Source organism: Streptosporangium sp. NPDC003464 (assembly GCF_053588315.1).
In genome coordinates this window covers 23,096-47,221 of record NZ_JBSFPS010000035.1, presented here as the reverse complement: position 1 = coordinate 47,221, position 24,126 = coordinate 23,096, and the positions used below count along the sequence as shown (strand labels likewise).

The following is a 24,126-nucleotide window of genomic DNA, read 5'->3' as shown; positions in this document are numbered from 1 at the left end:
GCGCCGGGCCGCGATCGGCCCGCGATCCTCTCGTATCCTCTCGTGGAGAGCCTTTCTCCAGGGAGGGAGCAGTGGGCGTGACGGAGTTGAGAAGCGAGATCGACGGCCTTCGCCGTGAGGAATTCCGGCGAGACGGATTCACCATTCTTCCGCGACTCGCCGATGCCGACGAGGTCACCTGGCTGCGCGGCGTCTACGACCGGCTGTTCGCCCGGCACGGGAATACCGGGACCGCCGATTACTACGACATCGCCGGGCGGAAGGACGGCGCCGAACCGCCGCGGCTCCCGCAGATCGTCCACCCCGAGAAGTATGCCCCCGAGTTACCGGAGAGCGCGCACTTCGCACGCTGCCGCGCAATAGCCTCCGCGTTTCTGGAGATTCCGGAGGAAGAACTCGAATTCTACGGGCACGCGATTCTGAAACCGCCGGGATACGGCGCCCCGACGCCCTGGCACCAGGACGAGGCGTACATGGACCCGCGCTGGGCCCGTCGCGGCCTCAGCATCTGGACGACGCTGGACGACGCCACGGTGGACAGCGGCTGCCTGCACTACGCGCCCGGCCTGCACCGGGGGCCCGTCCTGCCGCACCACCATATCGACCACGACGACCGCATCCGCGGTCTGATGACGAAAGAGGTGGACGAGACGGCCGGAGTCCCCTGCCCGCTGGCTCCCGGCGGGGCGGTGATGCACGATTTCCGGACCCCCCACTACGCGGGCCCGAACCGGACCGACCAGCCGCGGCGCGCCTACGTGCTGGTGTTCATGGGGCCCGCCGTCGAGGTGGCGGACCCCGAACCCCGGCCGTGGCTCGTCGACGGCTGAACCGGCGGCCGGCGGCTCAGCCCCACGAGGCGCCGGCCAGCGCGGCCCGGAACACCTCCTCGTAGCGCCTGGCGATCTCCACATGGCCCCACAGCCGGATGGCCTCCTCCCGGACCTCGCCGGGCGCGGGGAGCCGTTCCAGGACTCCGCGGGCCTCGTGCCCGTCGAAGGCGGAGCCGTACGGCACCAGCCCGCCCACCGGCGGCACGATCTCGGCCAGGCAGCCGTTCCGGGTGCCCACCACGGGAGTGCCGCTGGCGGCGGCCTCGGAGACCACCGTGGCGCCGGGCTCGCACCAGATGCCGCCCCAGGGGCCGGTGGCCGGCTGCGACAGCGCCAGCACCGCCGCGGCCGTCGCCAGCAGCTCGTTGCGCCGCGGTCCGCCCACCTCGCCGACCAGCTCGACGGCGTCGCCGTAGTCGCGCCTGATCCGGTCGAGGTAGTCGGGTTCCCAGGCGGGCCCGGCCATCAGGAGGGTCCGCCCGCAGGCGTGGGCGAACGCGGCGGCCTCCAGCGCGCCCTTGTGCGGCGAGATCCTGCCCATGAACAGCAGGAAGTCCTCCTTCCGCGCGGCCGTCCGGTAGTTGGCCGGATCCACCGGGATCGGTATCACCGGTGCGTCCGGACCGCCTCCGCAGTGTGCCCGCTGCGCCTTCGAGCTGTAGACGCAGCCGGCCGTGTTGCGCGGGCGCGTGGTCATGTGGTGCGAGCTGATCAGGGCCACGCCCGGCCGGAACTCGGTGGGGTCGACCGCGCCGCAGCTGTGGTCGTTCACCACGTCCACCCGCGCCGTGCGCAACCACTCCCGGATGTCGTCCGGCTCCCCGGCGGGCACGACCGTGAGGCGTGGATGGGTGACCGGGCTCCCCGGGGCGCCGAGCAGGAAGACCTCGTGCCCGAGCTCCAGCAGGCCGTTCATGAGGTTCGCCACCACCCACTGGATGCCGCCGTATCCCTGCGGGGGGACGGTGATCCACTTCCGCGTGTCGGTGGGCAGCCGCAGCGGCACGTTGACCAACGCGATCGTCAGCGGTTCCATCGCGGTCTCCTCAGCGGAAGAAGCTCAGCAGGTCTTCGAGCACGCGGCGGTAGCCGTACTCGACGCGCAGCCGGTCCTGGACGCCGCCCACGATCCGCGCGTGGTGTTCGTAGTCCGTGGTCAGGCGGGTGAGCACGGCGGCGGGGTCGGCGCCCAGCGTCAGGTGCGCGGCGTCGTCGCCGTAGACGGGGGCCATGAACTCCGCCTCGGCCGGCAGCACGGGCAGGCTGCCCGAGGCGAGCGTCTCGAACAGCCGGGCGGTGAGCAGGCCCGTCCTGGTCACCATCGGGCTGACGAGGATCGGCGAGATCAACGCCCGGCCCATCTCCTGGATGACGTGGTCGAAGGGCACCGGCGGGTGGACCTCGACGCCTCGCCGGCGCAGCCAGCCCGGCTCGCCGGAGGTGATGTCCTCGAACCCGGGGCAGGTCTCGCCCTCCCACCAGCGGCCGCAGACCCGTAGCCGGCGCAGCGGTGGCCGGGCCCGCGCCGCGGCCTCCACGACCTCGACGAGAGGCTCCCAGCGACACCAGTTGCTGCCGATGTACTGGAGGTCGTAGTCACGCTTGCGGCCGAGCTCCAGCGGGTGCGACACGGCCCGGGGCAGCCCGAAGCACTTGAAGAACTCCGCTCCCGGGGGCAACGGCCCGGACACCTTGGGCTGGAGGACCAGATCGCTCAGCGTGGAGTAGAGCAGGCGCCAGCTCTCGACGGAGTACTTGTTCGACGCGCTGTCGCCGGCGGCGTCCTCCCCGGCTCCCCAGTGCCCGTCGAAGTCGACGATCAGCCGGCGGTCCCTGGGGAACGAGCCGGCCAGCTCGATCTGGTCCGCGGACAGGAACTGCCTGGCCTCGAACATGAGGACCAGATGCGTGCCCCAGCGGACGTCCTGCTCGACCGGCAGGTGCCGCGGCACCTCGGCGTCCATCCGCGACAGCGGCGCGCTGACGCGGATCTCGCAGCCCACCTCCTCCGCCGCCCGCACGTAGGCGGCCACGGTCTGGCTGAATCCCGCCTGCCAGTGGAAGTTCCCGGAGATGAGGATCCGAGCCCGGTTCACTCGTCCACCGGCCTCTCCCGCTCCGCGCGCACCGCCGGCGACCGCCGGCCGCGGGCCCGCAACGAGCGATGGCGCACGCGGCGGTCCAGGATGACGGGCACCCGGCGGGCGAGCCACCCCACTGCCTCCACGGTCTCCCTGGTCCCCGTGGCCGGCGTGGTCCGGCCGCCCACGCCGTTGCCCATGAGGTCGGAGACGAACCAGCGGGCGGCGAGCCTGGCCGTCTTGAACGGGCCCCAGTCCACGTCGGTGAACAGGTAGTAGTAGCGGTTACGCCGCATGTTCACGCGGGTGTAGGTGCTGCCGCCGGGGGTGCCGCCCCCGCCGTAGTGCTGGATGCCGAGGTCGAGGAGCAGGGCCACCCGCCAGCCCGCCCAGCGGGTGCGGCGGCACAGGTCCACCTCCTCGTAGTAGGTGTGGAAGACCTCGTCGAGCAGGCCCACCTCGCGCAGCACCTCGGCCCTGACGAAGAGCGCCGACCCCTGGACGTAGGAGTGCTCCAGCGTCCTGGGCGCGCGCCCCTCCGGGCCGCCCGCGTGCGAGGGGTGATCGAGCATGTCGCCCGCGAAGGTGTGCTGCTCGCCCAGCCAGAGGGCGGTGTGGGTCCAGGTGTTGAACTCCAGCAGCTCGGTCGAGGCGGGGTCGTAGCGGTACTGCAACGGCCCGATGATCCCGTACTGCGGCCACTTCTCGGCGAACTCGACCAGGCCGCGGATCAGGTCGGGCGGCGTCCAGGTGTCGGGGTTGACCAGGAACACGTAGTCGGCGCCGTCCGCCAGCGCCGCGCGGATGCCGACGTTGTTGGCCCCGGTGAAGCCCAGGTTCCGGGAGTTACGGGTGATCCTCACCCCGGGGAACTCGTGCTCCACGTGCTCGACGCTGCCGTCCGACGAGGCGTTGTCGACGTAGTGCACGTCCAGCTCGAAGCCGGTGACGTCGCTGTCCAGCAGGGATCCCAGGCCGCGGTCCAGCCATTTGATCTCGTTCGTCCCCACCGTGATCGTCGCGACGCGCGGCGGGCGTACGGATGCCATCGCCTGTCTCCTTACTTCTTACTTCAGCACGGCACGGACGGCCTCGGTGAGCTGCGCGGCGCTGGGCAGCAGCGCGTGGTCCAGCGCGAGCGCGTAGGGGATGACGGCCCCGTCCGGCCGCGACACCCGCTTCGGTGGGGCGACCAGCGCGTACTCCTCGGCCGCCGTGGCCAGGATCTCGCCGCCGAGGCCGCACATCCGGTTGGAGTCGTCCATCACCACCAGCCGCCCGGTCTTGGCGACGGAATCGCCCAGTGTCGCCCAGTCGACGGGGTAGACCGTCCGGGGGTCGACGACCTCGATCGACACCTCGCCCGCGAGTTCGGCCGCGACCTGCAGCGCGGTCGGCACCAGATGCCCGACGGCGACCACGGTGACGTCCGTCCCCTCCCGGTGGACCCGCGCGCTGCCCAGGGGGACCGGGCCGAGCTCGCCGGTGACCTCCTCGGCCGTCCCCATCAGCATCGTGGGGGCGAACACGGCGACCGGGTCGGGGTCGCGCATCGCGGACACCAGCAGCCCGTAGGCGTCCGACGGCGTCGCCGGCACCACGGTCTTGACCCCCACGTGCGCGAAGAGACTGTAGGGGTGGTCGGAGTGCTGCCCGGCCATGCCGGACCGCGAACCCGAGCCGGGCACCAGGTAGGTGACGGGGACGCTCACCTGGCCGCCGGTCATCAGCGAGAACTTGTGCGCCTGGTTGGCGATCTGCTCGAACACCAGATAGAGCAGCGAGGGGATCTGGAACTCCACGACCGGCCGCTGACCCGCCATCGCCGCTCCGGTGGCGAGGCTGGTGAACCCCTGCTCGGAGAGCGGCATGTCGACCACCCGTTCCGGGCCGTACGCCTGGGCAAGCCCCTGCGTGATGCCGGTCAGGCCGAGCCGCACGTCCTCTCCGAGGACGCACACCCGCTCGTCGCGGGCCATCTCGTCGCGCAGCGCCTGGTGCAGCGCGGTGATGTAGGCCAGGGGCGCCATCAGAGCACCGACCCCGGCCGCGCGGCGATCGGGCCGGCGTAGAGATACTCCAGCGCGTCCCCGGGGTCCGGCGCCGGACTCGACCGGGCGAACGCGACGGCGTCCTCGACCAGGGCGGCGATCTCGGCGTCCACGGATGCCACGACGTCCGCCGGGAGGCGGTCGCGCTGCAGGGTCAGCGGGTCGCGGTCCTGCCAGCGGGCGACCTCGTCGCCCTCCCGGTAGTCGATGCCCACCTGCTGCTCGAAGGAGTGGTGGCCGTGGAACCGGTAAGTCTTGCACTCCAGGAAGTAGGGGCCCGCGCCGCGGCGGCACCCGTCGACCGCCACGGCGGCCGCCTCGGCCACCGTCTCGACGTCCATGCCGTCGACCGACCACGCCGTCATGCCGAAGCCCGCCGCCCGCCGTACCGGATCGCCCGCCAGGCCCCTGCCGACCGGCAGGCTGGTCGCGTAGCCGTTGTTCTCGCAGACGAACACGACGGGCAGCGACCAGAGCGCCGCCAGGTTGAACGCCTCCAGGACGACCCCCTGGCTCAGCGCGCCGTCCCCGAAGAAGCTCACCGCCACCTGCTCCCGGCCGGCCCGCCGGGCCGCCCAGGCCGCGCCGGTCGCGATGGGCGCACCCGCGCCCACGATCCCGTTCGCGCCGAAGATGCCGAGGCTGACGTCGGCGGCGTGCATCGAGCCGCCGCGGCCCCGGTTGAGACCCTCGGTGGTGCCGTACAGCTCGGCCAGCATCCGTTTCGGATCGGCCCCCTTGGCCAGCACGTGCCCGTGCCCGCGGTGCGTGCTGGTGATGACGTCCTGGACGTCCAACTGGGAGCACACGCCCACCGCGACGGCCTCCTGGCCGATGTACGGATGAATTCCGCCCACCAGTTCTCCGGAAAGGGCCATTTCGAAGCACCGTTCTTCGAATTCCCGGATCAGGCGCATCTCTCGGTAAAGGCGTCGGGATCGTTCTGGCGTGCTCGTCAAAGAACTCCCTTTCCCGATGGAAATCATGGACATTTAACTATATGCGATGAAAGATCGGGAAAAACTGAGAAAAACACCAGAGAATCAGCACTTGGCGTCAATCGGTTCGCCGGCCTCGGCCCACTTGTAGGTCTTGGCGATCCCGGCCGCGAGGGAGGTGCGGGCGCACCATTTCAGCTCGGCGGTGGCGCGGGTGACGTCCAGGGCGGAGTGCTGCAGCTCGCCGGGGCGGGCGGGGGCGAACAGCGGTTCCGGGGCATGGCCGGCGGTCCGCCCGATGAGCTCCAGGAGGTCCAGGACGCTGGTCGGGACGCCGGTGCCGATGTTCCACACCCCGGGCCGCCCGTGGTCGACGGCGGTGCGGAACGCCTCGACGATGTCGCCGACGTAGACGTAGTCGCGGGTCTGGGCGCCGTCGCCGAACACGGTCGGCCGCCGCCCGAGCAGGACCCGGCCGCAGAAGATCGCCACGACGCCGGCCTCCCCCGCCGGGTCCTGGCGCGGGCCGTACACGTTGCCGAGCCGGAGCACGGTGTGGCCGGTGCCGTAGAGCCGGTTGTACAGGCCGATGTACTGCTCGGCGCAGTACTTGGCCGTCCCGTAGGGGGCCTCCGGCTCGGGTGTCAGCCCTTCCGGAGAGGGGATCTCGGCGTCCGCCCCGTACAGGGCGCCGCCGGTGGAGGCGAAGACGACCCGGGCGTCGACCGCGCGGGCCGCTTCCAGCACGTTGATGGTGCCGACCACGTTGACCCCGGCGTCGGCCGCGGGGTCGGCGACCGAGGCCCTGACGTCGATCCGGGCCGCGAGATGGCAGATCACCTCCGGGCGGATCCGCTCGGTCAGCCGGGTGAGCGCCGCGGCGTCGGTGACCGACTCCCGGTGGACGGCGACCCCCGGGTCCAGCCGTCCGGCCAGGCCGGTGGACAGGTCGTCGAGGACGGTGACGGCGTCGCCGCGTTCGAGCAAGGCGTCGGTGAGGTGGGACCCGATGAACCCGGCTCCGCCGGTCACGAGCACGCGCATGTCGCTCCTAGGCTGTCACGAGCTTTTCCAGAACGCCGAGGACCTCGGCGGGCAGGGGCATCTCGGCGATCTCTCGGGCGATCGCGCGCGCCCCCTCGGTGTAGGAGGGGTTCCCCAGCAGCTCCCGGCCGGCCGCCGCGACGGCGTCGGGCGTGTCCTGCCCGGGCGGCAGCGTCATCGCGACGCCCCGGGCGGACAGCATCCGCGCCCAGTCCGTGAACCTGCTCTCCTGCGGGATGATCAGTTGCGGGACGCCGGCGTGCAGCGCCGTCAGCGCGGTCATCGTGCCGGAGTGATGGACGATGAGATCGCAGGTGGGCAGCACCACGTCCATGGGGACCCAGCCCGCGTGGGCGACGCCGCGTTCGGCGCGCAGCCCCTCGCCCACCTCCTCCGGCGCCGCGATGACGACCTCCACGTCCAGTTCCGTGAGGGCGTCGGTCAGGCCGCGCAGGAAGCCGAAGTTGTGCGTGGGCGTCGCCAGGCTGCCCGCGGTCACGAGCACCCGGCGGCGTTCCCCCCGGGCGCACATCCACGGTTGGAGCGGGCACTGCTCGTTCGTCGGTATCCACCGCATGGGCTGCGCGGACGTGGCGCCGTCGGGCCTGGTGCTCTCCGGGAAGATGTCGACGGCCATGTCGAAGCCGGGGACGTGGTCGAGCCCCAACCTGTCCAGCTCGGGACGGAGCTCCTCCTCGACGCCCGGGTGGGTCCCCTCCCTGTCGATCGCGTTGCCGGTCAGCAGGTGCCGCACGCAGGGCAGGCCAAACTCGGCGGACAGGAGGGGCGCGACGTAGGCGTGCGGCCCGCCGACGATGAGGTCGGGCCGCCAGCCGGCCACCAGTCCGCGTAGCGGGTCGAGGCCGGCGGCGGCCAGCCGCCCGAACATGTGGCCGACGAAGACGGGCAGCTCCGCCTCGTCCTGCGGGATCCGCAGCGGCTCTCCCGCGCGGTCGAGCGTCATCAGCTCCGTCAGCGACAACGGGGTCGTGGAGAACGCCGGCACGCCGATGCCCAGGGCCGCGGACACGGCTTCCCGCGTCGAGGCCAGGATGACCTGGTGACCACTCCCTCGCGCCGCGATCGCGAGCGGCGCGAGACCGAATACGCTCGACTTCGTCGGCCCCGAGATAAAAAGTATCTTCACAAGTCCTCCGGTCAGGGTCGGCTGAATATATATCCGACCGAGCTGCGGCCACACAATGCAGATCCCGGAGCCCGATTAGATCGAGGGATTCGCCTAGACTTCTTGATCATCCCCGCTTTGAAGCCTTCCCGCTAACCATCTTTCATATATTTTGTGGTTCCCTGTGTCGAGGGCGTCGTGACGGCTCGACATGGGCCGGGTCGGAACTGCGGAAACGGAAACATGCAATGTCAACTGAGACCGTGCATTCGTGGGCGGCGGTAGATTTACGGGCACCGATCACGCCGGAGGGCCGGACCATGGTCGGCCTGCTGACCGGTTTCGACTCGCGGATCCGGGACGAGGCCGGTGGCAACGACCGGGCCGGAACCTTCCCCGTCGAGACCTTCGAGGGTTTCGCCAAGACCGGTCTGATGGGCGCGACCGTGCCCAAGGAACTGGGCGGTCTCGGCGTCAGCAAGATGTACGACGTGGCGGTGGGGCTGGTCGCGCTCGCCGAGGCCGACGCCTCGACGGCGTTGGCGCTGCACGTGCAGTTGAGCCGCGGGCTCACGCTGACCTACGAATGGCGCCACGGCCCCGCGCACGTCCGGGAGCTGGCCGAGCGGTTGCTGCGGTCGATGGCGACGGGCGAGGCGGCCGTCTGCGGCGGGCTGAAGGACGCTCCGGGCGCGGTCACCGAGCTGACCCCCGACGGGTCGGGCGGCTGGCTGCTGTCGGGCCGCAAGACCCTGGTGAGCATGGCGCCGATCGCCACGCACTTCTTCGTGCACGCGCTGAAGCGGGCCGAGGCGGGGCCGGGGACGCTGGCCGTGCCCGTCGTGCACCGCGACACCCCCGGGCTCACGGTGCTGGACAACTGGGACGGCCTCGGGATGCGGGCCTCCGGCACGCTCGACATCGTCTTCGACGGGTGTCCCGTCCCGGCGACGGACATTCTCGACCGCGGCGAGGTCGGCGCGCGCCGCGACGCCGTACTGGCCGGGCAGACGGTCAGCTCGATCACCATGCTGGGGATCTACGCCGGCGCCGCCCAGGCGGCCCGGGACATCGCGGTCGGCATCTGCGCCCGCCGGTCGTCGGGCGTCCCCGCCGCGGCGCGCACCCTCATCGCCGAGACGGACGCCCGGCTCTACGCCCTGCGGACGGCGGCCGGCGCCGCGCTGCTCAACGCCGACGCCCTCTCCGACGACCTGACCGGGGATCTCGACGAGCGCGGGCGGCGCATGATGACGCCGTTCCAGTACGCCAAGATGACGGTCAACGAGCTGTCCATGCGGGTCGTCAACGACTGCCTCACGATGGTCGGCGGCCTTTCCTATTCGGGCGACCACCCGTTGGCGCGCCTTTACCGGGACGTGCGGGCGGGCTCGTTCATGCAGCCGTACAGCTACGTCGACGGCGTCGACTACCTGAGCGGTCAGGCCCTGGATCTCGACCAGGACAACGACTACATGAGCGTCCGGGCCCTCCGCTCCCAGGCTCCGTCGTAGGGAGGCGAACATGGCTATTCGAGTGTGGGACTATCTGCCGGAATACGAAAAGGAGCGGACCGATCTCCTCGACGCGGTGGAGACGGTTTTCGAGTCCGGAAACCTCGTGCTCGGCGAGAGCGTCCGGCGCTTCGAGGAGGAATTCGCCGCCTACCACGGCATGCCCCACTGCGTGGGGGTGGACAACGGCACCAACGCCATCAAGCTGGCCCTGCAGGCGCTGGGCGTCGGCCCCGGCGACGAGGTGATCACCGTCTCCAACACGGCGGCCCCGACGGTCCTGGCGATCGACGCCGTGGGCGCCACGCCGGTCTTCGTCGACGTGCGCGAGGACGACTACCTGATGGACTCCGGCCTGGTGGCCGACGCGATCACCGCGCGGACCAAGGTGCTGCTCCCGGTGCACCTGTACGGCCAGTGCGTGGAGATGGCCCCGCTCGAAAGGCTGGCCGCCGAGCACGGCCTGTCCGTCCTGGAGGACTGCGCCCAGGCGCACGGCGCCCGCCACCACGGCCGGACCGCCGGCACGATGGGCACCGCCGCCATGTTCTCCTTCTACCCCACCAAGGTGCTGGGCGCCTACGGGGACGGCGGCGCGGTCGTGACCGGCGACCCGGCCGTCGAGCGGAGCCTGCGGCAGCTGCGCTATTACGGAATGGACAGAGTTTATTACGTCGTCCAGACGCCCGGTCACAACTGCCGTCTGGACGAGGTGCAGGCGGAGATTCTGCGGCGGAAACTCCGGCGCCTCGACGATTACATCGCGGGCCGCCGCGCGGTGGCCGCCCGTTATGCCGAGGGATTGCGCGACGTCATCGGATCGACCGGTCTCGTGCTGCCGCGGGTGACCGCCGGGAACGAACACGTCTATTACCTCTACGTGGTGCGCCATCCACAGCGCGACAGAATCATCGAACAGCTGAAGAATCACGATATTCTGCTGAACATCAGCTACCCCTGGCCGGTTCACACCATGACGGGTTTCTCGCGTCTCGGATACGCGGACGGCTCACTGCCCGTCACCGAACGGCTGGCGAAGGAAATCTTCTCTCTCCCCATGTACCCGTCGATGCCGATCGACCTCCAGGACAAGGTGATCGGCGCGCTGCGCGAGGTGCTGGCGACACTCTGACGGTTAAGGAGATCATGATGTCTGCTGCTGCTGTTGGAGGGACACGGCCCACGGGCACGTGCCGGGTGTGCGAGGGCACCGTCGTGGAGTTCCTCGACCTCGGCCGCCAGCCGCTCTCCGACCGATTCCTCGGCGAGCCGGACCTGGCCGGGGAGTTCTTCTTCCATCTCTCGGTCGGCGTGTGCGAGGCGTGCACGATGGTCCAGCTGATGGAGGAGGTCCCGCGGGAGAAGATGTTCCACGAGGACTACCCGTACTACTCGTCCGGGTCGTCGGTGATGCAGAAACACTTCGCGCACACCGCGCGCCGCTTTCTGGAGACCGAGCTGACCGGGCCCGATCCCTTCATGGTCGAGATCGGCTCCAACGACGGGGTGCTGCTGCGGACCATCCACGAGGCCGGCGTCCGGCACCTGGGCTTCGAGCCGTCCGGGAAGGTGGCCGACGTGGCCAGGGCGGGCGGCCTGCGGGTGCGTGGCGACTTCTTCGAGGAGTCGACCGCGGTCGAGGTCCGTGCGGCCGAGGGCCCGGCCGACGTCATCTACGCGGCCAACACGATCTGCCACATCCCCTACCTGAAGTCTGTCTTCCAGGGGGTCGACGCGCTGCTCGCCCCCGACGGCGTCTTCGTCTTCGAGGACCCCTACCTGGGGGACATCCTGGAGAAGACATCGTTCGACCAGATCTACGACGAGCACTTCTTCTTCTTCACCGCGCGCTCGGTGCAGGCGATGGCCGGGCGCTTCGGGTTCGAGCTGGTCGACGTGGAGCGGCTGCCGGTGCACGGTGGCGAGGTGCGCTACACGATCGCGCGGGCCGGGGCCCGCAGGCCCGCCGGAAGCGTCGCCCGGCTGATCGCCGAGGAGGAGGACCGCCGCGTCGCGAGCCCGGAGCGGCTGGGCCGTTTCGCGGCCGACGTCAACGGCATCCGCGACGACCTGCTCGCCCTGCTCCGGCGGCTGAAGGCGGAGGGGAAGCGGGTCGTCGCCTACGGCGCGACCGCCAAGAGCGCGACCGTGACCAACTTCTGCGGTATCGGACCCGAGCTGGTGTCGTGGGTCTGCGACACGACGCCGACGAAGCAGGGCCGGCTGACCCCCGGGGCGCACATCCCGGTCCGGCCGGCGGAGGCGTTCTCCGCCTCCGCCGCCGACTACGCGCTGCTGTTCGCCTGGAACCACGCGGACGAGATCATGGCCAAGGAGCAGGAGTTCCGCAGGGCCGGTGGCCGGTGGATCCTCTACGTTCCCAGGGTTCACGTGGAGAGCTGAGCCGACATGCACGCACGCGAGCTGGCGGTCGAGGGCGCGTTCGCCTTCACCCCGACCGTCTTCCCGGACCACCGGGGGGTCTTCCTGTCACCGTACGAGGAGTCGGCGTTCGTCGAGACGGTCGGATACCCGCTGTTCCCGGCGCGGCAGCTCAGCTACAGCGTCTCCCGCCGGGGCGTGGTCCGGGGCCTGCACTTCACGGCGGCGCCGCCCGGCACCGCCAAGCACGTCCACTGCCCGCGGGGCAGGGTGCTCGACATGGTCGTCGACGTGCGGGTCGGGTCCCCCACGTTCGGGCGGTGGGACGCCGTCGTCCTCGACTCCCGGGACCGCCGCTCGCTCTACCTCCCGGTGGGCGTCGGCCACCTGTTCGTCGCGCTGGAGGACGACAGCATGATGTCCTACACCCTGTCCCAGGAGTACGTGCCGGAGAACGAGCTGGCGCTGTCGCCGTTCGACCCCGCGCTGAACCTGCCCATCCCCGAGGACGTCGAGCCCGTCCTGTCCGACCGGGACCGGACGGCGCCCCGCCTCGACCAGGCCCTGGCCGCCGGCCTGCTGCCGGACTACCGGACGTGCGTCAAGATTGAGGCGGGCTTCCGGCCAGGGCACGCACCATGAGGGTGAGGGCCTCGCGCAGCGGCACCCGGGGCCGCCACCCCGTGACCGAGCGGAACGCCGACGAGTCGACCACCACGCTGTGGAAGTCGGTCCGTCGGGCGTCCGCGGGTGGCGGGACGGAGACGACCGGGACCGGCGGGCGCTCCGTATGCGCGGACACGAGGTCGGCGATGGTCCGGAAGACGTCGCCGATCCGTTCGCCCCGGCCGCGCCCGAGGAGCCAGTGCCCGCCGGCCAGGGCGTCCGCGTGGTCGAGTGCCGCGACGAAGGCGTCCGCCACGTCGTGGACGTAGAGCAGCTCTCTCTCGACCGTGCCGTCATGCCACATGGTGAGCGCCTCACCGGCCAGTGCGCGGCGTGCCATCGTCGCCAGCACGCCCCGGTCGGGGCCGTCGCCGAACACCGTGGGCAACCGCAGGGAGACGCCGCGGACGGTCCCCGCGTGCGAGGCGCGTTTGAGCAGGCCCTCCGCCGACTGCTTCTGGCGGTCGTAGGAGGTCTGGGGACGGTCGGGCTCGGTGCCGTCGATCGGTGACCTGGGCGGCGGACCCACCTGGGAGACCGAACCGGCGGACACGACCACCGGGGGACGTTCTTTACGGCCCGCCCGCAGGCACCCGACGAGGTCGCGCATCACGTCCACGTTCACCCGCGCGGTCGCGGAGTCGTCGTCGGCCCCGCGCCAGCCGGAGGCGTCGAGCACGAGATTGATCACCGCGTCGGACCCGGCCACCGCCGCCGCGAGGCTCTCGGCGTCGGTGAGGTCGGCCGTGCGCACCTCGAACTCGGCCGGACCGGCGGCGGGCACCGCGGCCGGCCTGCGAGAGACGGCCCGCACGCTGACCGGGCGCTCGGCGAGCGCTGTCAGAACGGCAGAGCCCACGAACCCCGAGGCGCCGAGCACCGTGATCAGCGGCCGGGCCATCCGCCCACGCCTCTGTCGTTGCGGTAGAGCGCCTGCCAGTAGTAGGTCCACGGAACGGACCGGCCCTCGGCGACGCACCGCCAGCCGTCGCCCGGCCTGTAGGCGGTGACGAACTTGCGCGACTGCGCCTCGACCGCGCGGTTGTCGTGGATGTCGATGACGTCCCGCAGCGGCCCGGTGCTCAGCGCCAGGGCGACGACCTCGTCCCCCTGGGAGTGGCCGTCCAGGCTCTTGTCCAGATACTTCCCGACCGGATTGTTCACGTAGAGGTGGCGGCAGGTCACCGCGATGCGGTCGAGGTAGGCGCGTACCGTCCGCGCGTTCATCTCGGCGAACGAGTCGATGTTGATGCACAGGTCGAAACTCAGGTCCCGGAACAGGGCGTCGACCCCGCCCGCCTCGTCCACGGAGTGGAAGTGGATCCTCGCGAACCGCTCCTCCTCCAGCACCGTCCCCAGGTAGGCCCGGCAGAGCTGGATCGAGTTCTCCAGATCGACTATGTGGTAGGAGGCGAGATCGTGGTTGGACATGATCGCGTGGCAGGTCCGGCCGTACCCCGCGCCGATCTCCAGGACCGCCGATCCGTCCAGGTCGAGGTGGCCGGCCAGGAACTCCACCTCGAACACGGCCTGTAAATAGTCCATGCAGACCGTTTCACCGTCGTATCTGACGGCGATGGGATTTCCCACTTCACGGTTGTGAATTCTGCGGAGCCTGGCCCGGTTGGCCTCGCTCAGGCCGGCGCTCAGATTGAAGACCAAGGTCTTCAGATACCTCACGCCATTGACCCCCGGATCCCAGAGGGCCATTTTGAAGTTCACCTCGTTGGACTTGAAGTTGGCCAGATCGGTGACGGCCTCCTTCGTCACTTTGGTCCTGCCGTACCGTTCCCAGAGCGGGCTCCGGCCATACTCGTCGTCCATTGGTTTTCCTTACGGGATGGAGGGCCAACGATAGCAATCGTCGCCGGTACGACCTAGGGCGGTGGCGCCGCACTAGCGGTTCTACTAGACCTTTCACGGGTTATTGATCCCAATTTTCGGCGGCACGTAGAGTGGGCGTCCATTCACATAGCCCGCGCCATTCAGGCCGTTGCGAACTTTATGATCGGAGCTCAATGCCCAGCACAGTCTTGGTCATCGGCGGAGGCCCGGCCGGATCGACCGCTGCGGCCCTGCTCGCCAGAGCGGGTCTGTCGGTGCGGTTGCTGGAGAAGGAGACGTTCCCCCGCTACCACATCGGCGAGTCCATCGCCTCCTCGTGCCGGACGATCGTCGATTACGTGGGTGCGCTGGACGAGGTCGACGCCTGTGGCTACACCGAGAAGAACGGCGTGATGTTGCGCTGGGGCAAGGAGGACTGGGCGATCGACTGGTCGAAGATCTTCGGCCCCGGCGTGCGGTCCTGGCAGGTCGACCGCGACGAATTCGACCACGTCCTGCTGAACAACGCCGCGAAACAGGGCGCCGAGATCGTCCAGGGCGCCACGGTGAAGAGGGTGCTGTTCGACGGCGACCGTGCCGTCGCGGCCGAGTGGGCCGATCCCGAGTCCGGCGAGCTGCGCACCACCGAGTTCGACTTCGTGGTCGACGCGTCGGGGCGCGCCGGGCTGATCCCCTCGCAGCACTTCAAGAACCGCCGTCCGACCGAGACGTTCAAGAACGTCGCCATCTGGGGCTACTGGCAGGGCGGGGCGCTGCTCCCCGGCTCCCCGGCCGGCGGCATCAACGTGATCTCGGCCCCCGACGGCTGGTACTGGGTGATCCCGCTGCGCGGCGACCGCTACAGCGTCGGGTTCGTCACCCATCAGACGCGGTTCCTGGAGCGGCGCAAGGCGCACGAGTCCCTCGAAGCGATGCTCGCGTCGCTGGTCGAGGAGTCGCCCTCGGTGCGCGGCCTGCTCGAGAACGGGACCTACCAGCCCGGCGTCCGGGTCGAGCAGGACTTCTCCTACGTCGCCGACAGCTTCTGCGGGCCCGGATACTTCGCCGCGGGCGACAGCGCCTGCTTCCTCGACCCGCTGCTGTCCACCGGCGTGCACCTGGCGCTCTACAGCGGCATGCTCGCCGCCGCGTCCATCCTGGGCACGCTCAACGGCGACGTCAGCGAGGAGGAGGCCCGCGCCTTCTACGAGTCCCTCTACCGCAACGCCTACGAGCGCCTGTTCACCCTGGTCGCGGGCGTCTACCAGCAGCAGGCGGGCAAGGAGTCCTACTTCGCGCTGGCCGACGCGCTGGTGCACGACAGGGCCGACACCGAGTACGAGAAGGTCGACGGGGCGAGGGCGTTCGCCCAGCTCGTCGCGGGGATCGCCGACATGGACGACGCCGCGGAGGGCCGGCACGAGGGCATCGCCCAGCCCACCGCGGATCAGGACAACTCGGTCCAGCAGCTGTTCCTCGCCGCCGAGCAGGCCCGCCTCATGGCCTCGGCCAACACGTTGAACGCGCCCGTCAGCGAGGCGCCCGGCAAGCTCGACGCCCACGACCTGTTCGACTCCACCACCGGCCTGTACCTGAGGACCAGCCCCACGCTGGGCATCGGGCGGACCCGGCCGCTGAGCTGAAGCCCCGACCCCCGGTAGGAACTCACATGCTGAACCGACGGCGCTTACTCGCGTTCGGCGTCACCGCGTTGGGCGGTGGCGCAGTGCTGCGCTTCCTCGGGGACACCCCGACGGCCCTGTCCGGGATCGGGCACCAGGGGCACCACGGCGGCCACGTGCCACAGCCCTCCGCCGGCACGGTGGGCGCCACGCACGTGACCTTCACCCCGTTCACCGAGCGGATGCCCGTGCCGCCCGTGCTCAGGCCCTCGCGGACGACGGGAGGCGTGGACACCTACACGTTGCCCATCCGGGCGGCGGAGGTGGACATCATCCCCGGCCTGCGCACCCCCGCGCTCACCTACGGCGGGCAGTTCGTCGGCCCGACCATCCGGGCCAGGGCGGGCCGCCCGGTGAAGGTCGCCTTCGTCAACGAGCTGGACCAGCTGACCAACGTGCACCTGCACGGCGGCCACGTGTCGGCGGCCAACGACGGCCATCCCATGGACCTCATCGCACCCGGGGCGACCCGGGTGTACGACTACCCGAACACGCAGCGCGGCGCGACGTTGTGGTACCACGACCACACGCACGGCCTGGAGGCCGACCACGTCTACCGCGGCCTGCACGGCTTCTACCTGATCCACGACAAGGCCGACAGGCGCCTCAACCTGCCCAGCGGCAAGTACGACGTGCCCATCATGCTGCGCAACGCCCAGTTCGACGAGAAGGGCGCCCTGGTCTTCGGCCACCCCGACAACAGGACGACCGTCCTGGCCAACGGCAAGGCGCAGCCGTACTTCCCGGTCGCCGCGCGCAAATACCGGTTCCGGCTGCTCAACGCCTCCCTCAAGCACGTCTTCCGGCTGAACATGGGCGGCGTGCCGATGACGAAGATCGCCTCGGACGGGGGGCTGCTCCCCGCGCCGGTGTCACGGGAGGAGCTGGTGATCTCCTCCGGCGAGCGGGTGGAGATCGTGGTGGACTTCTCCGGGCGGCTGGACGACAGCCCGCTGTACCTGTATGAGGGGGAGAACCCGATCCTGCGCTTCGACGTGTCGGCCGCGCACGGGCGGGATCGCAGCAGCGTGCCCGCCGAGCTGGTCCCGCTGCCCGCGCTCGGCGCCGCCACGGTCGAGCGTCAGGTGTCGATGAGCTTCGACATGTCGGCCAGGCCGCCGGTCGGCCTGGTCAACGGCAGGCCGTTCGACCCGGACCGGGTGGACCTGCAGGTCAAGCAGGGCGCCACGGAGATCTGGGAGATCGTCAACGCGGACGTGACACCGATCCCCTTCGACCACCCCTTCCACATGCACCTGGTGCAGTTCCAGGTGCTGAGCAGGGACGGCGGCCCGCCGCTCCCCGAGGACGCCGGGCTCAAGGACACCGTGTATCTCCCGCCGAGAGGGACGGTGCGCATCCAGATGACCTTCCAGACGCCTTATACGGGGCGGTACATGTATCACTGCCATTATCTGGAGCACTCGGCGCTGGGCATGATGGCCCAGATGGAGATCATTCCCTGATCCTTGGACGGATCCCAGGGACGTGGCGCCGCCGCACGCCCCGGCCCGGGTCTTCACCGCGAAGACCCGGGCCTGCGGCATGTCAGCGGCGCCGCGACCCGCGCGTCCGCCGCGGGCCGCGTGAAAGCCTCACGCAAACGCCGGTAAATCTGGCGGACAGGAATTCCTAGGTGAATTCCTAAATCAGTTTTTCATTTCAGATTATAGGGTTAACACGCGCCGAAAGGGGCCGCATAGAGATTGGAAAGATTGATCCGTGCGTACACCGAATGTTTTCATCAGCGCCCTGGGAGCCTTCGTCCCGCCGACCGTGAATGTCGAATGGGCCGTCGAGCGCGGTCTCTACCCCGCGGAGGACGTGAAGTCGCACGAGCTGGGCGGCGCGGCGGTCGCGGGTGAGATACCGCCCCCGGAAATGGCGCTGCGCGCCGCGCAGCAGGCGGTCAAGCGGTGGGGCGGTTCTCCCCTGGATTTCGATCTGCTGCTGTACGCCAGCACCTGGCACCAGGGCCCGGACGGCTGGCCGCCGCACTCCTACCTGCAGCGGCACCTGGTGGGCGGCGACCTGCTGGCGCTGGAGATCCGCCAGGGGTGCAACGGCCTGTTCAGCGCGATGGAGCTGGCGGCGAGCCATCTGCTGGCCGTACCCGAGCGCACCGGCGCGCTGCTCGTCGCCGCCGACAACTACGGCACGCCGCTGATCGACCGCTGGCGGATGGGGCCCGGCTTCATCGGCGGGGACGCCGCCTGCGCGCTGGTCCTGACCAAGCGGCCCGGGTTCGCGCGGCTCCGCTCGGTGTGTTCGAGGACGATCCCGGAGGCGGAGGCGCTGCACCGCGGTGACGAGCCGCTGTTCCCGCCGAGCATCACCCGGGGACGCCCCACCGACTTCAGCGCCCGGATCGGGCAGCAGTTCGCCACCCGGAGCCCGGCGTCGGTGGCGATGGCCACGATGCCCGAGCACACGACTGCCCTGGTCGACCAGGCCCTGGAGGAGTCGGGCATCGAGATCGGCGACATCACGCGGGTCGCCTTCATGAACTACTCCAGGGAGGTCGTCGAGCAGCGCGTCATGGCCGCCTGGGGCCTGCCGATGACCCGCTCGACCTGGGAGTTCGGCCGGACCATCGGGCACTGCGGCGCGAGCGACCACATCCTGTCCTTCGAGCACCTGGTCCGCACGGGCGAGCTGGGACCGGGCGACCACATGTTGATGCTCGGCACCGCGCCCGGCCTCGTCGTGTCCTGCGTGATCGTCCAGGTCCTGGAGTCGCCGGCGTGGGAGAAGTGACGCCCCAGGGCCTCATCCGTTCAGAAATCCGACAGCAGAGGATGCTCGTGGAACTCAAGGGACTCCAGCCGCCCCCGGCGGCCCCCCAGCCGGTCGCCGTGATCGGAATCGGCTGCCGCCTTCCCGGAGACGTCAACTCACCCGAGGAGTTCTGGGAGCTGCTCGCCCGCGGCGGCAACACCACGGGCGAGGTGCCGCCGGAGCGCTGGGACGGCTACCGCGAGCTGGGCCCCGAGTTCGAGGCCGCCCTGCGGCGGGTGATCCGGGCGGGGAACTTCCTGACCGAGATCGACGGCTTCGACGCGGAGTTCTTCAGGATCTCCCCGCGCGAGGCCGAGCTGATGGACCCGCAGCAGCGGATCCTGCTGGAGGTGGCGTGGCAGGCTCTGGAGCACGCGGGCATCCCGCCAGAGGAACTGGCCGGGACCGACACGGGTGTCTTCGCCGGCGTCTGCACCTACGACTACGGCGGCCGCCAGTTGGAGGACCTGCCGAGCATCGACGCCTGGACCGGCATCGGCGCCGCGACCTGCGCCGTCTCCAACCGCGTCTCCCACGCGCTCGACCTGCGCGGACCGAGCCTCACCGTGGACACCGCCTGCTCGGCGTCGCTGGTGGCCCTGCACCTGGCCGCGCAGAGCCTGCGGCTGGGGGAGAGCACGCTCGCGCTGGCCGGCGGGGTGAACCTGCTCGTCTCGCCGGGGCAGTCGCTCACGCTGGGCGCCGCGGGCGCCCTGGCGCCCGACGGCCGGAGCAAGTCGTTCGACGCCACAGCCGACGGGTACGGCCGCGGCGAGGGCTGCGGGGTCGTGGTGCTGAAGCTGCTGGCCGACGCCGAGCGCGACGGCGACCGGGTGCTGGCCGTGGTGCGTGGCAGCGCGGTCAACCAGGACGGCTGGACCAACGGGATCATGGCGCCGTGCGGCCAGGCGCAGGAGCACGTCATGGCCGGGGCCCTGCGCTCGGCGGGGGTCGAGCCGGGCACGGTCGGCTACGTCGAGGCCCACGGCACCGGGACCCCGCTCGGCGACCCGATGGAGGCGGCGGCGATCGGCGCCGTGTACGGGCGGGACCGCGAGGAGCCGTGCCTGATCGGCTCGGTGAAGTCGAACATCGGCCACCTGGAGGGCGCCGCCGGCATCGCCGGGGTCATCAAGGCGATCCTCGCACTGGACCACGCGGAGATCCCGTCCAACCTGCTGGTCACCGAGGCCAATCCCGCCATCGAGTGGGACCGGCTGGGGCTGCGCCTGGTGACCGGGCACACGCCGTGGCCCGAGCGGGCGCATCCGCGCCGCGCTGGGGTGTCCGGCTTCGGCTACGGCGGGACCGTCTCCCACGTACTGCTCGAACAGGCCCCGGTACGGCAGGCGCCGCGCCCGGCGGGCCCGCTCCGGACCGAGACGCTCTTCCCGCTGTCGGCCGGTTCGGAGAGCGCGCTGCGGGACCGGGCGGGGGCGCTGGCCGACCACGTCGCGCGGGGCGGCGACCTGGCCTCCGCCGGGCACACCCTGGCCCTGCGCCGGTCGCATCTCACCCACCGGGCGGTCGCCGTGGCCGCCGACCGCGGCGGGCTCGTCGCGGCACTCCGCGGGCTGGCCGCCGGCGAGCCGGCGGACGGCGCCGTCACCGGGTCGCCCGTCACGCAGGACGCGAAGCTGGTCTGGGTCTTCTCCGGGCACGGCTCACAGTGGTCCGGTATGGGACGGGAACTGCTGGCCTCCGAGCCGGCGTTCGCCGGGGTGATCGACGCCCTGGAACCGATCTTCCTGGAGGAGATCGGCTTCTCCCCCCGGCAGGCGATCCTCGACGGGGACCTCGACGAGGTCGACCGGGTCCAGGCCATGATCTTCGCGATGCAGCTCGGGCTCGCCGAGCTCTGGCGCTCCCGCGGGGTGTCCCCGGACGCCGTGATCGGACACTCGGTGGGGGAGATCCCGGCGGCCGTCACCGCGGGGATCCTGACGGTGGAGGAGGGCGCCCGGCTGATCTGCCGCCGCTCGTCGCTGCTGCGCCGGGCCTCGGGCAAGGGCGCGATGGCGATGGTCACCCTGCCGTTCGAGGAGGCCGCCGCGCGGCTGGGCGACCACGACGACCTGGTGGCCGCGATCGCCTCCTCACCGGTCTCGACGGTGGTCTCCGGGGGCCAGGACGCGATCGAGGCGTTGATCGAACGGTGGTCGGCCGAGGGCGTCGGGGTGCGCAGGGTCGCCTCCGACGTGGCCTTCCACAGCCCGCACATGGACCCGCTGCTCGCCGACCTGGCGGCCGCCGCGGCCGGCCTCACGCCGCGGAGCCCGCGCATCCCGATCTACACCACCGCCCTGGACGACCCGCGCGCGGCGATGACGGCCGACGGCGCCTACTGGGCGGCGAACCTCCGCAACCCGGTGCGCCTGGCCGCCGCCGTCACCGCGGCGGCCGGCGACGGCCACCGCGCGTTCGTCGAGATCTCGCCGCACCCGGTGGTGACGCACTCGATCCACGAGACGCTGGCCGAGATCGGCTCCGAGGACTTCTTCGTCGGCGCGACGCTGCGCAGGAACGCCCCGGAGCTCCGCGCCTTCCTCGCCGGCCTGGCCGGCGCGCACTGCAACGGGATCGGCGTCGACTGGCGGGTCCTGCACCCGGAGGGGGGACTGGCCACGCTGCCGGTCTACCCCTGGCGGCACCGCAGGCACTGGCACCGGCCCGCCCGGCGGGCCGGAGCCGGAGGACGCGGCCACGACGTGGCGTCCGCCACCCTGCTGGGCGCCAGGAGCGGTATCGCCGGGAGCCCGCTGCGGGTGTGGCGGACCGTCCTCAACGACGCCAACCGCCCCTACCCGGGGAGCCACGCGCTCAACGGCGTGGAGATCGTCCCGGCCGCCGTGCTCGTGGCCACCTTCCTCGACGCGGCCTCGCGCGACGGCGTGCCGCCGGTGCTGACCGACGTGGCGATGCGGCACCCGCTGATGACGGCCGGCCGCAGGGAGATCCAGGTCGTGCACGACGGCGCCGCCGTACGCCTCGCGTCGCGGACGGTCGGCGACGACGTCGGCGAGGACCCCGACTGGCTCGTCCACACCGACGCCACGGTCGCGGAGACGGCCGCGGCCGGGACGCGGTCGCTGGTGGACCCGGGGGAGTACCGCCTGGAGCCGGCCGACCCCGGCCTGGTGCACCGGCGGCTGGCCGAGGTCGGCGTGCCGTCGACCGGGTTCGACTGGACCGTCGAGGAGCTGCTGTCGGGCAACGGCGCCCTGCGGGCGCGCGTGCGGTCGGCGGACACCACCACCTGGGCGCCGGTGCTGGACGCGGTCATGTCCATAGCGCCGGCGGCCTTCCCCGGGATCCCGCTGCTGCGCATGGTGGTGCACATCGACGAGGTGGCCGTGTCCGGCCTGCCGCCGGAGGCGGTGCTCGTCGAGGTCGTGCCCGACCCCGAGCGGCCGGACACGGTCGACGCCCTGGTCGCCGACGAGGCGGGCCGGGTGCTGGCGAGCCTTCCCGGCCTGCGCTACCCCGTGATCGAACAGCCGCCGGCGGCCGTCACCGACGACGGGCCGGGAACGGCGGAGGAGGTCATGTCGTTCGCGGGCCTGCCGCCCGAACTGCTGCGCGAGCGCGTCCTGGAGGAGGTCCGCGGCCAGATCGCCAAGGAGATGAGACTGCCCGTGGCGGACCTGCATCTCCGGCGCCCGCTCGCCGAGCAGGGGCTCGACTCCGTCATGACGGTGGTGATCCGGCGGCGGCTGGAGAAGCGCCTGGGGCACAGCCTGCCCGCCACCGTGTTCTGGCAGCGGCCCACCGTCACCGCCATCGCCGACCACCTGGTCGGGCTGCTGACCGGGACCGCGGCGTCCTCCTAGCCGGAGGAGCGCGCCCCGGAGAAACGGGAGCCACGGAGAAACGGGAACGGGAGGGCCGTCCGGCCCTCCCGTTCAGCGGTTCACCAGCCGCGGCCGGAGTCCCGGACCGCCGTGCTCACACCGTTCCCTCGTGGGCCAGGACGGTGGGATCGGCGGCGTTCATGAACGTTCGCAGCGCCCGCAGGTCCTCGGCGGGTTTGTCCCAGCCGAGGCCGGCGCACCACTCGACGAGGGAGGTCAGCTCGTCGGTGGCGGCCGCCTTCTCCGCCTCCGGCAGGTTGGTCACCGAGAAATCGGCGGGCCACTGCACGACGTTGGCCAGGTCGATGTCCAGACCCTCGTCCCGGGCGAACGCCAGCAGGTCCCGCAGCCCCCACACGTTGTCCCGCTGGGGCGCCACCTGCAGCCACAGCTTCACCTCGGTCTTGGCGCGGCGCACGTTCCCGACGAAGGTCTCCCAGTCGGCGCCCGTCCGGATCTTCTCGAAGACCTCGCCGACGCCGTCGCAGGACGCGCCGATCCCGACGCTCTTGAAGTGCCGGAACTTCGGGAAGACCGACTCGGGCAGGACCGTGAGGTTGGAGTTGTAGACGATGTCCACGTTGCCGGCGTTCCCGGTCTCGACCAGCAGGTCGAGCAGCGCGAAGTGCCCCGGCTGCATGAACGGCTCGCCGCCGGCGAAGTAGAGGCGGCGGATCAGGTGGGCGTTCTCCCGCAGCGTCTTCCACAGTTCCTCGTCGTCGCGGTACGGGTCGATCACCGCCGACGACCACGGCGGGCGCTTCTTGGCCCCCCATCCCGAGCTCACCGGATAGGTGCACATCACGCAGCGCAGGCTGCAGGTGTTGCCGAACCGGATGTCCAGGAAGAACGGGAAGTCCTCGACCGTGCCGTCCGCCGCGGTGCGGGCGGCCAGCGCGTCGAAGTCGACCGTGTCCCGGAAGCGCTCGTTGATCTCCTGCCGGTACGACAGGGCGCCGCGGTCCTCCCGGTGGTAGCAGTACGAGCACGCGGCCACCCGCTCCCCGGCGAGCATGGCCAGCCGGGTCCGCTTCATGTTGGGGCTGTTGAACGCCTCCTCCACCCCCATGACCCGGTCCGGGTTGTCCCGCGCGTACCGGGACCGGGGCGAGCAGCCGATCGCGTCCTCCTTGAGCGTGAACTCCGGCTCGTCCTGCTGCTCGTACAGCTCGTTGTGGTACATCGCGTCGTCCACGCAGCACCGGCCGTAGACGCCGTCGATGGACGCACACAGATGGATCCAGGGGAGCACGCACATGCTCCCCGCGGCTGCCTCGCCGTTCGTCATGTCAGTGCCCTAACCGGTCAGGTGGATTCGACTCCAACGGGACGGCCGACGGCTCCCGCCGCCGGCCG

General features: G+C 71.0%; 19 protein-coding genes. 9 read left to right on the top strand and 10 right to left on the bottom strand.

Translation table 11 applies throughout. The features are described 5' to 3' along the window. Nucleotides 1-71: 71 nt before the first annotated feature. On the top strand, nucleotides 72-830 hold the full coding sequence (locus ACWDS7_RS11035) for a phytanoyl-CoA dioxygenase family protein (protein ID WP_451929114.1): 759 nt from the start codon (nucleotides 72-74) through the stop codon (nucleotides 828-830). A 16-nt stretch (nucleotides 831-846) separates the two neighbouring features. Here the strand turns inward: ACWDS7_RS11035 and ACWDS7_RS11030 are convergent, their stop codons facing one another. From ACWDS7_RS11030 to ACWDS7_RS11000, 7 genes are all read right to left on the bottom strand, one after another. After that, entirely contained in the window at nucleotides 847-1,869 is a 1,023-nt protein-coding gene (locus ACWDS7_RS11030; RefSeq protein ID WP_451929113.1) for a glycosyltransferase, read from the bottom strand. Between the two features lie 10 nt (nucleotides 1,870-1,879). Then, entirely contained in the window at nucleotides 1,880-2,929 is a 1,050-nt protein-coding gene (locus ACWDS7_RS11025; RefSeq protein WP_451929112.1) for a hypothetical protein, read from the bottom strand. Continuing rightward, nucleotides 2,926-3,963 (bottom strand): glycosyltransferase family 2 protein, encoded by a 1,038-nt coding sequence (locus tag ACWDS7_RS11020; RefSeq protein ID WP_451929111.1) that lies wholly within the window; start codon nucleotides 3,961-3,963, stop codon nucleotides 2,926-2,928. Before ACWDS7_RS11020 ends, ACWDS7_RS11025 begins: the two co-directional genes overlap by 4 nt. A gap of 18 nt (nucleotides 3,964-3,981) precedes the next feature. Next, a complete protein-coding gene (locus tag ACWDS7_RS11015; RefSeq protein WP_451929110.1) occupies nucleotides 3,982-4,944 on the bottom strand; it encodes an alpha-ketoacid dehydrogenase subunit beta in 963 nt (320 codons plus the stop codon). Then, nucleotides 4,944-5,882 (bottom strand): thiamine pyrophosphate-dependent dehydrogenase E1 component subunit alpha, encoded by a 939-nt coding sequence (locus tag ACWDS7_RS11010; protein ID WP_451929109.1) that lies wholly within the window; start codon nucleotides 5,880-5,882, stop codon nucleotides 4,944-4,946. Before ACWDS7_RS11010 ends, ACWDS7_RS11015 begins: the two co-directional genes overlap by 1 nt. Nucleotides 5,883-6,008: 126 nt before the next feature. Continuing rightward, nucleotides 6,009-6,947 (bottom strand): NAD-dependent epimerase/dehydratase family protein, encoded by a 939-nt coding sequence (locus ACWDS7_RS11005; RefSeq protein ID WP_451929108.1) that lies wholly within the window; start codon nucleotides 6,945-6,947, stop codon nucleotides 6,009-6,011. A gap of 7 nt (nucleotides 6,948-6,954) precedes the next feature. Beyond that, on the bottom strand, nucleotides 6,955-8,094 hold the full coding sequence (locus tag ACWDS7_RS11000; protein WP_451929107.1) for a nucleotide disphospho-sugar-binding domain-containing protein: 1,140 nt from the start codon (nucleotides 8,092-8,094) through the stop codon (nucleotides 6,955-6,957). A 227-nt stretch (nucleotides 8,095-8,321) separates the two neighbouring features. Between ACWDS7_RS11000 and ACWDS7_RS10995 the strand changes: the two genes are divergently transcribed. The 4 genes from ACWDS7_RS10995 to ACWDS7_RS10980 are packed head-to-tail and all read left to right on the top strand — an operon-like array spanning nucleotide 8,322 to nucleotide 12,611. Then, nucleotides 8,322-9,587, top strand: a complete 1,266-nt coding sequence (locus tag ACWDS7_RS10995) for an acyl-CoA dehydrogenase family protein (RefSeq protein WP_451929106.1) — start codon at nucleotides 8,322-8,324, stop codon at nucleotides 9,585-9,587. 10 nt (nucleotides 9,588-9,597) lie between these two features. After that, the gene (locus tag ACWDS7_RS10990) at nucleotides 9,598-10,719 is read left to right on the top strand and encodes a DegT/DnrJ/EryC1/StrS family aminotransferase (RefSeq protein ID WP_451929105.1); all 1,122 of its coding nucleotides are present in this window, start codon (nucleotides 9,598-9,600) and stop codon (nucleotides 10,717-10,719) included. A 14-nt stretch (nucleotides 10,720-10,733) separates the two neighbouring features. Beyond that, nucleotides 10,734-11,990: a methyltransferase domain-containing protein gene (locus ACWDS7_RS10985; protein WP_451929104.1), complete on the top strand. Its 1,257-nt coding sequence runs from the start codon at nucleotides 10,734-10,736 to the stop codon at nucleotides 11,988-11,990. Between the two features lie 6 nt (nucleotides 11,991-11,996). Then, on the top strand, nucleotides 11,997-12,611 hold the full coding sequence (locus tag ACWDS7_RS10980) for a dTDP-4-dehydrorhamnose 3,5-epimerase family protein (protein WP_451929103.1): 615 nt from the start codon (nucleotides 11,997-11,999) through the stop codon (nucleotides 12,609-12,611). On the opposite strand, the gene ACWDS7_RS10975 is transcribed toward ACWDS7_RS10980, so the two are convergent. Together ACWDS7_RS10975 and ACWDS7_RS10970 are read right to left on the bottom strand one after the other, a co-directional pair. Further along, complete coding sequence (locus ACWDS7_RS10975; protein WP_451929102.1) at nucleotides 12,571-13,536, bottom strand: NAD-dependent epimerase/dehydratase family protein; 966 nt, start codon at nucleotides 13,534-13,536, stop codon at nucleotides 12,571-12,573. The genes ACWDS7_RS10980 and ACWDS7_RS10975 overlap by 41 nt on opposite strands. Further along, the gene (locus ACWDS7_RS10970) at nucleotides 13,521-14,459 is read right to left on the bottom strand and encodes a putative sugar O-methyltransferase (RefSeq protein WP_451929101.1); all 939 of its coding nucleotides are present in this window, start codon (nucleotides 14,457-14,459) and stop codon (nucleotides 13,521-13,523) included. Before ACWDS7_RS10970 ends, ACWDS7_RS10975 begins: the two co-directional genes overlap by 16 nt. Before the next feature lie 194 nt (nucleotides 14,460-14,653). Here ACWDS7_RS10970 and ACWDS7_RS10965 point away from each other — a divergent pair, with 194 nt between their 5' ends. From ACWDS7_RS10965 to ACWDS7_RS10950, 4 genes are all read left to right on the top strand, one after another. Further along, entirely contained in the window at nucleotides 14,654-16,102 is a 1,449-nt protein-coding gene (locus ACWDS7_RS10965) for an NAD(P)/FAD-dependent oxidoreductase (protein ID WP_451929100.1), read from the top strand. A 26-nt stretch (nucleotides 16,103-16,128) separates the two neighbouring features. Then, complete coding sequence (locus ACWDS7_RS10960) at nucleotides 16,129-17,607, top strand: multicopper oxidase family protein (RefSeq protein WP_451929099.1); 1,479 nt, start codon at nucleotides 16,129-16,131, stop codon at nucleotides 17,605-17,607. A gap of 256 nt (nucleotides 17,608-17,863) precedes the next feature. Continuing rightward, nucleotides 17,864-18,898, top strand: a complete 1,035-nt coding sequence (locus tag ACWDS7_RS10955; RefSeq protein ID WP_306860709.1) for a ketoacyl-ACP synthase III family protein — start codon at nucleotides 17,864-17,866, stop codon at nucleotides 18,896-18,898. Nucleotides 18,899-18,945: 47 nt separating this feature from the next. After that, nucleotides 18,946-22,749, top strand: a complete 3,804-nt coding sequence (locus tag ACWDS7_RS10950; RefSeq protein WP_451929098.1) for a type I polyketide synthase — start codon at nucleotides 18,946-18,948, stop codon at nucleotides 22,747-22,749. A 115-nt stretch (nucleotides 22,750-22,864) separates the two neighbouring features. On the opposite strand, the gene ACWDS7_RS10945 is transcribed toward ACWDS7_RS10950, so the two are convergent. Next, nucleotides 22,865-24,058, bottom strand: coding sequence for a twitch domain-containing radical SAM protein (locus ACWDS7_RS10945; RefSeq protein WP_306860705.1), 1,194 nt, complete (start codon nucleotides 24,056-24,058; stop codon nucleotides 22,865-22,867). Between the last annotated feature and the right edge of the window lie 68 nt (nucleotides 24,059-24,126).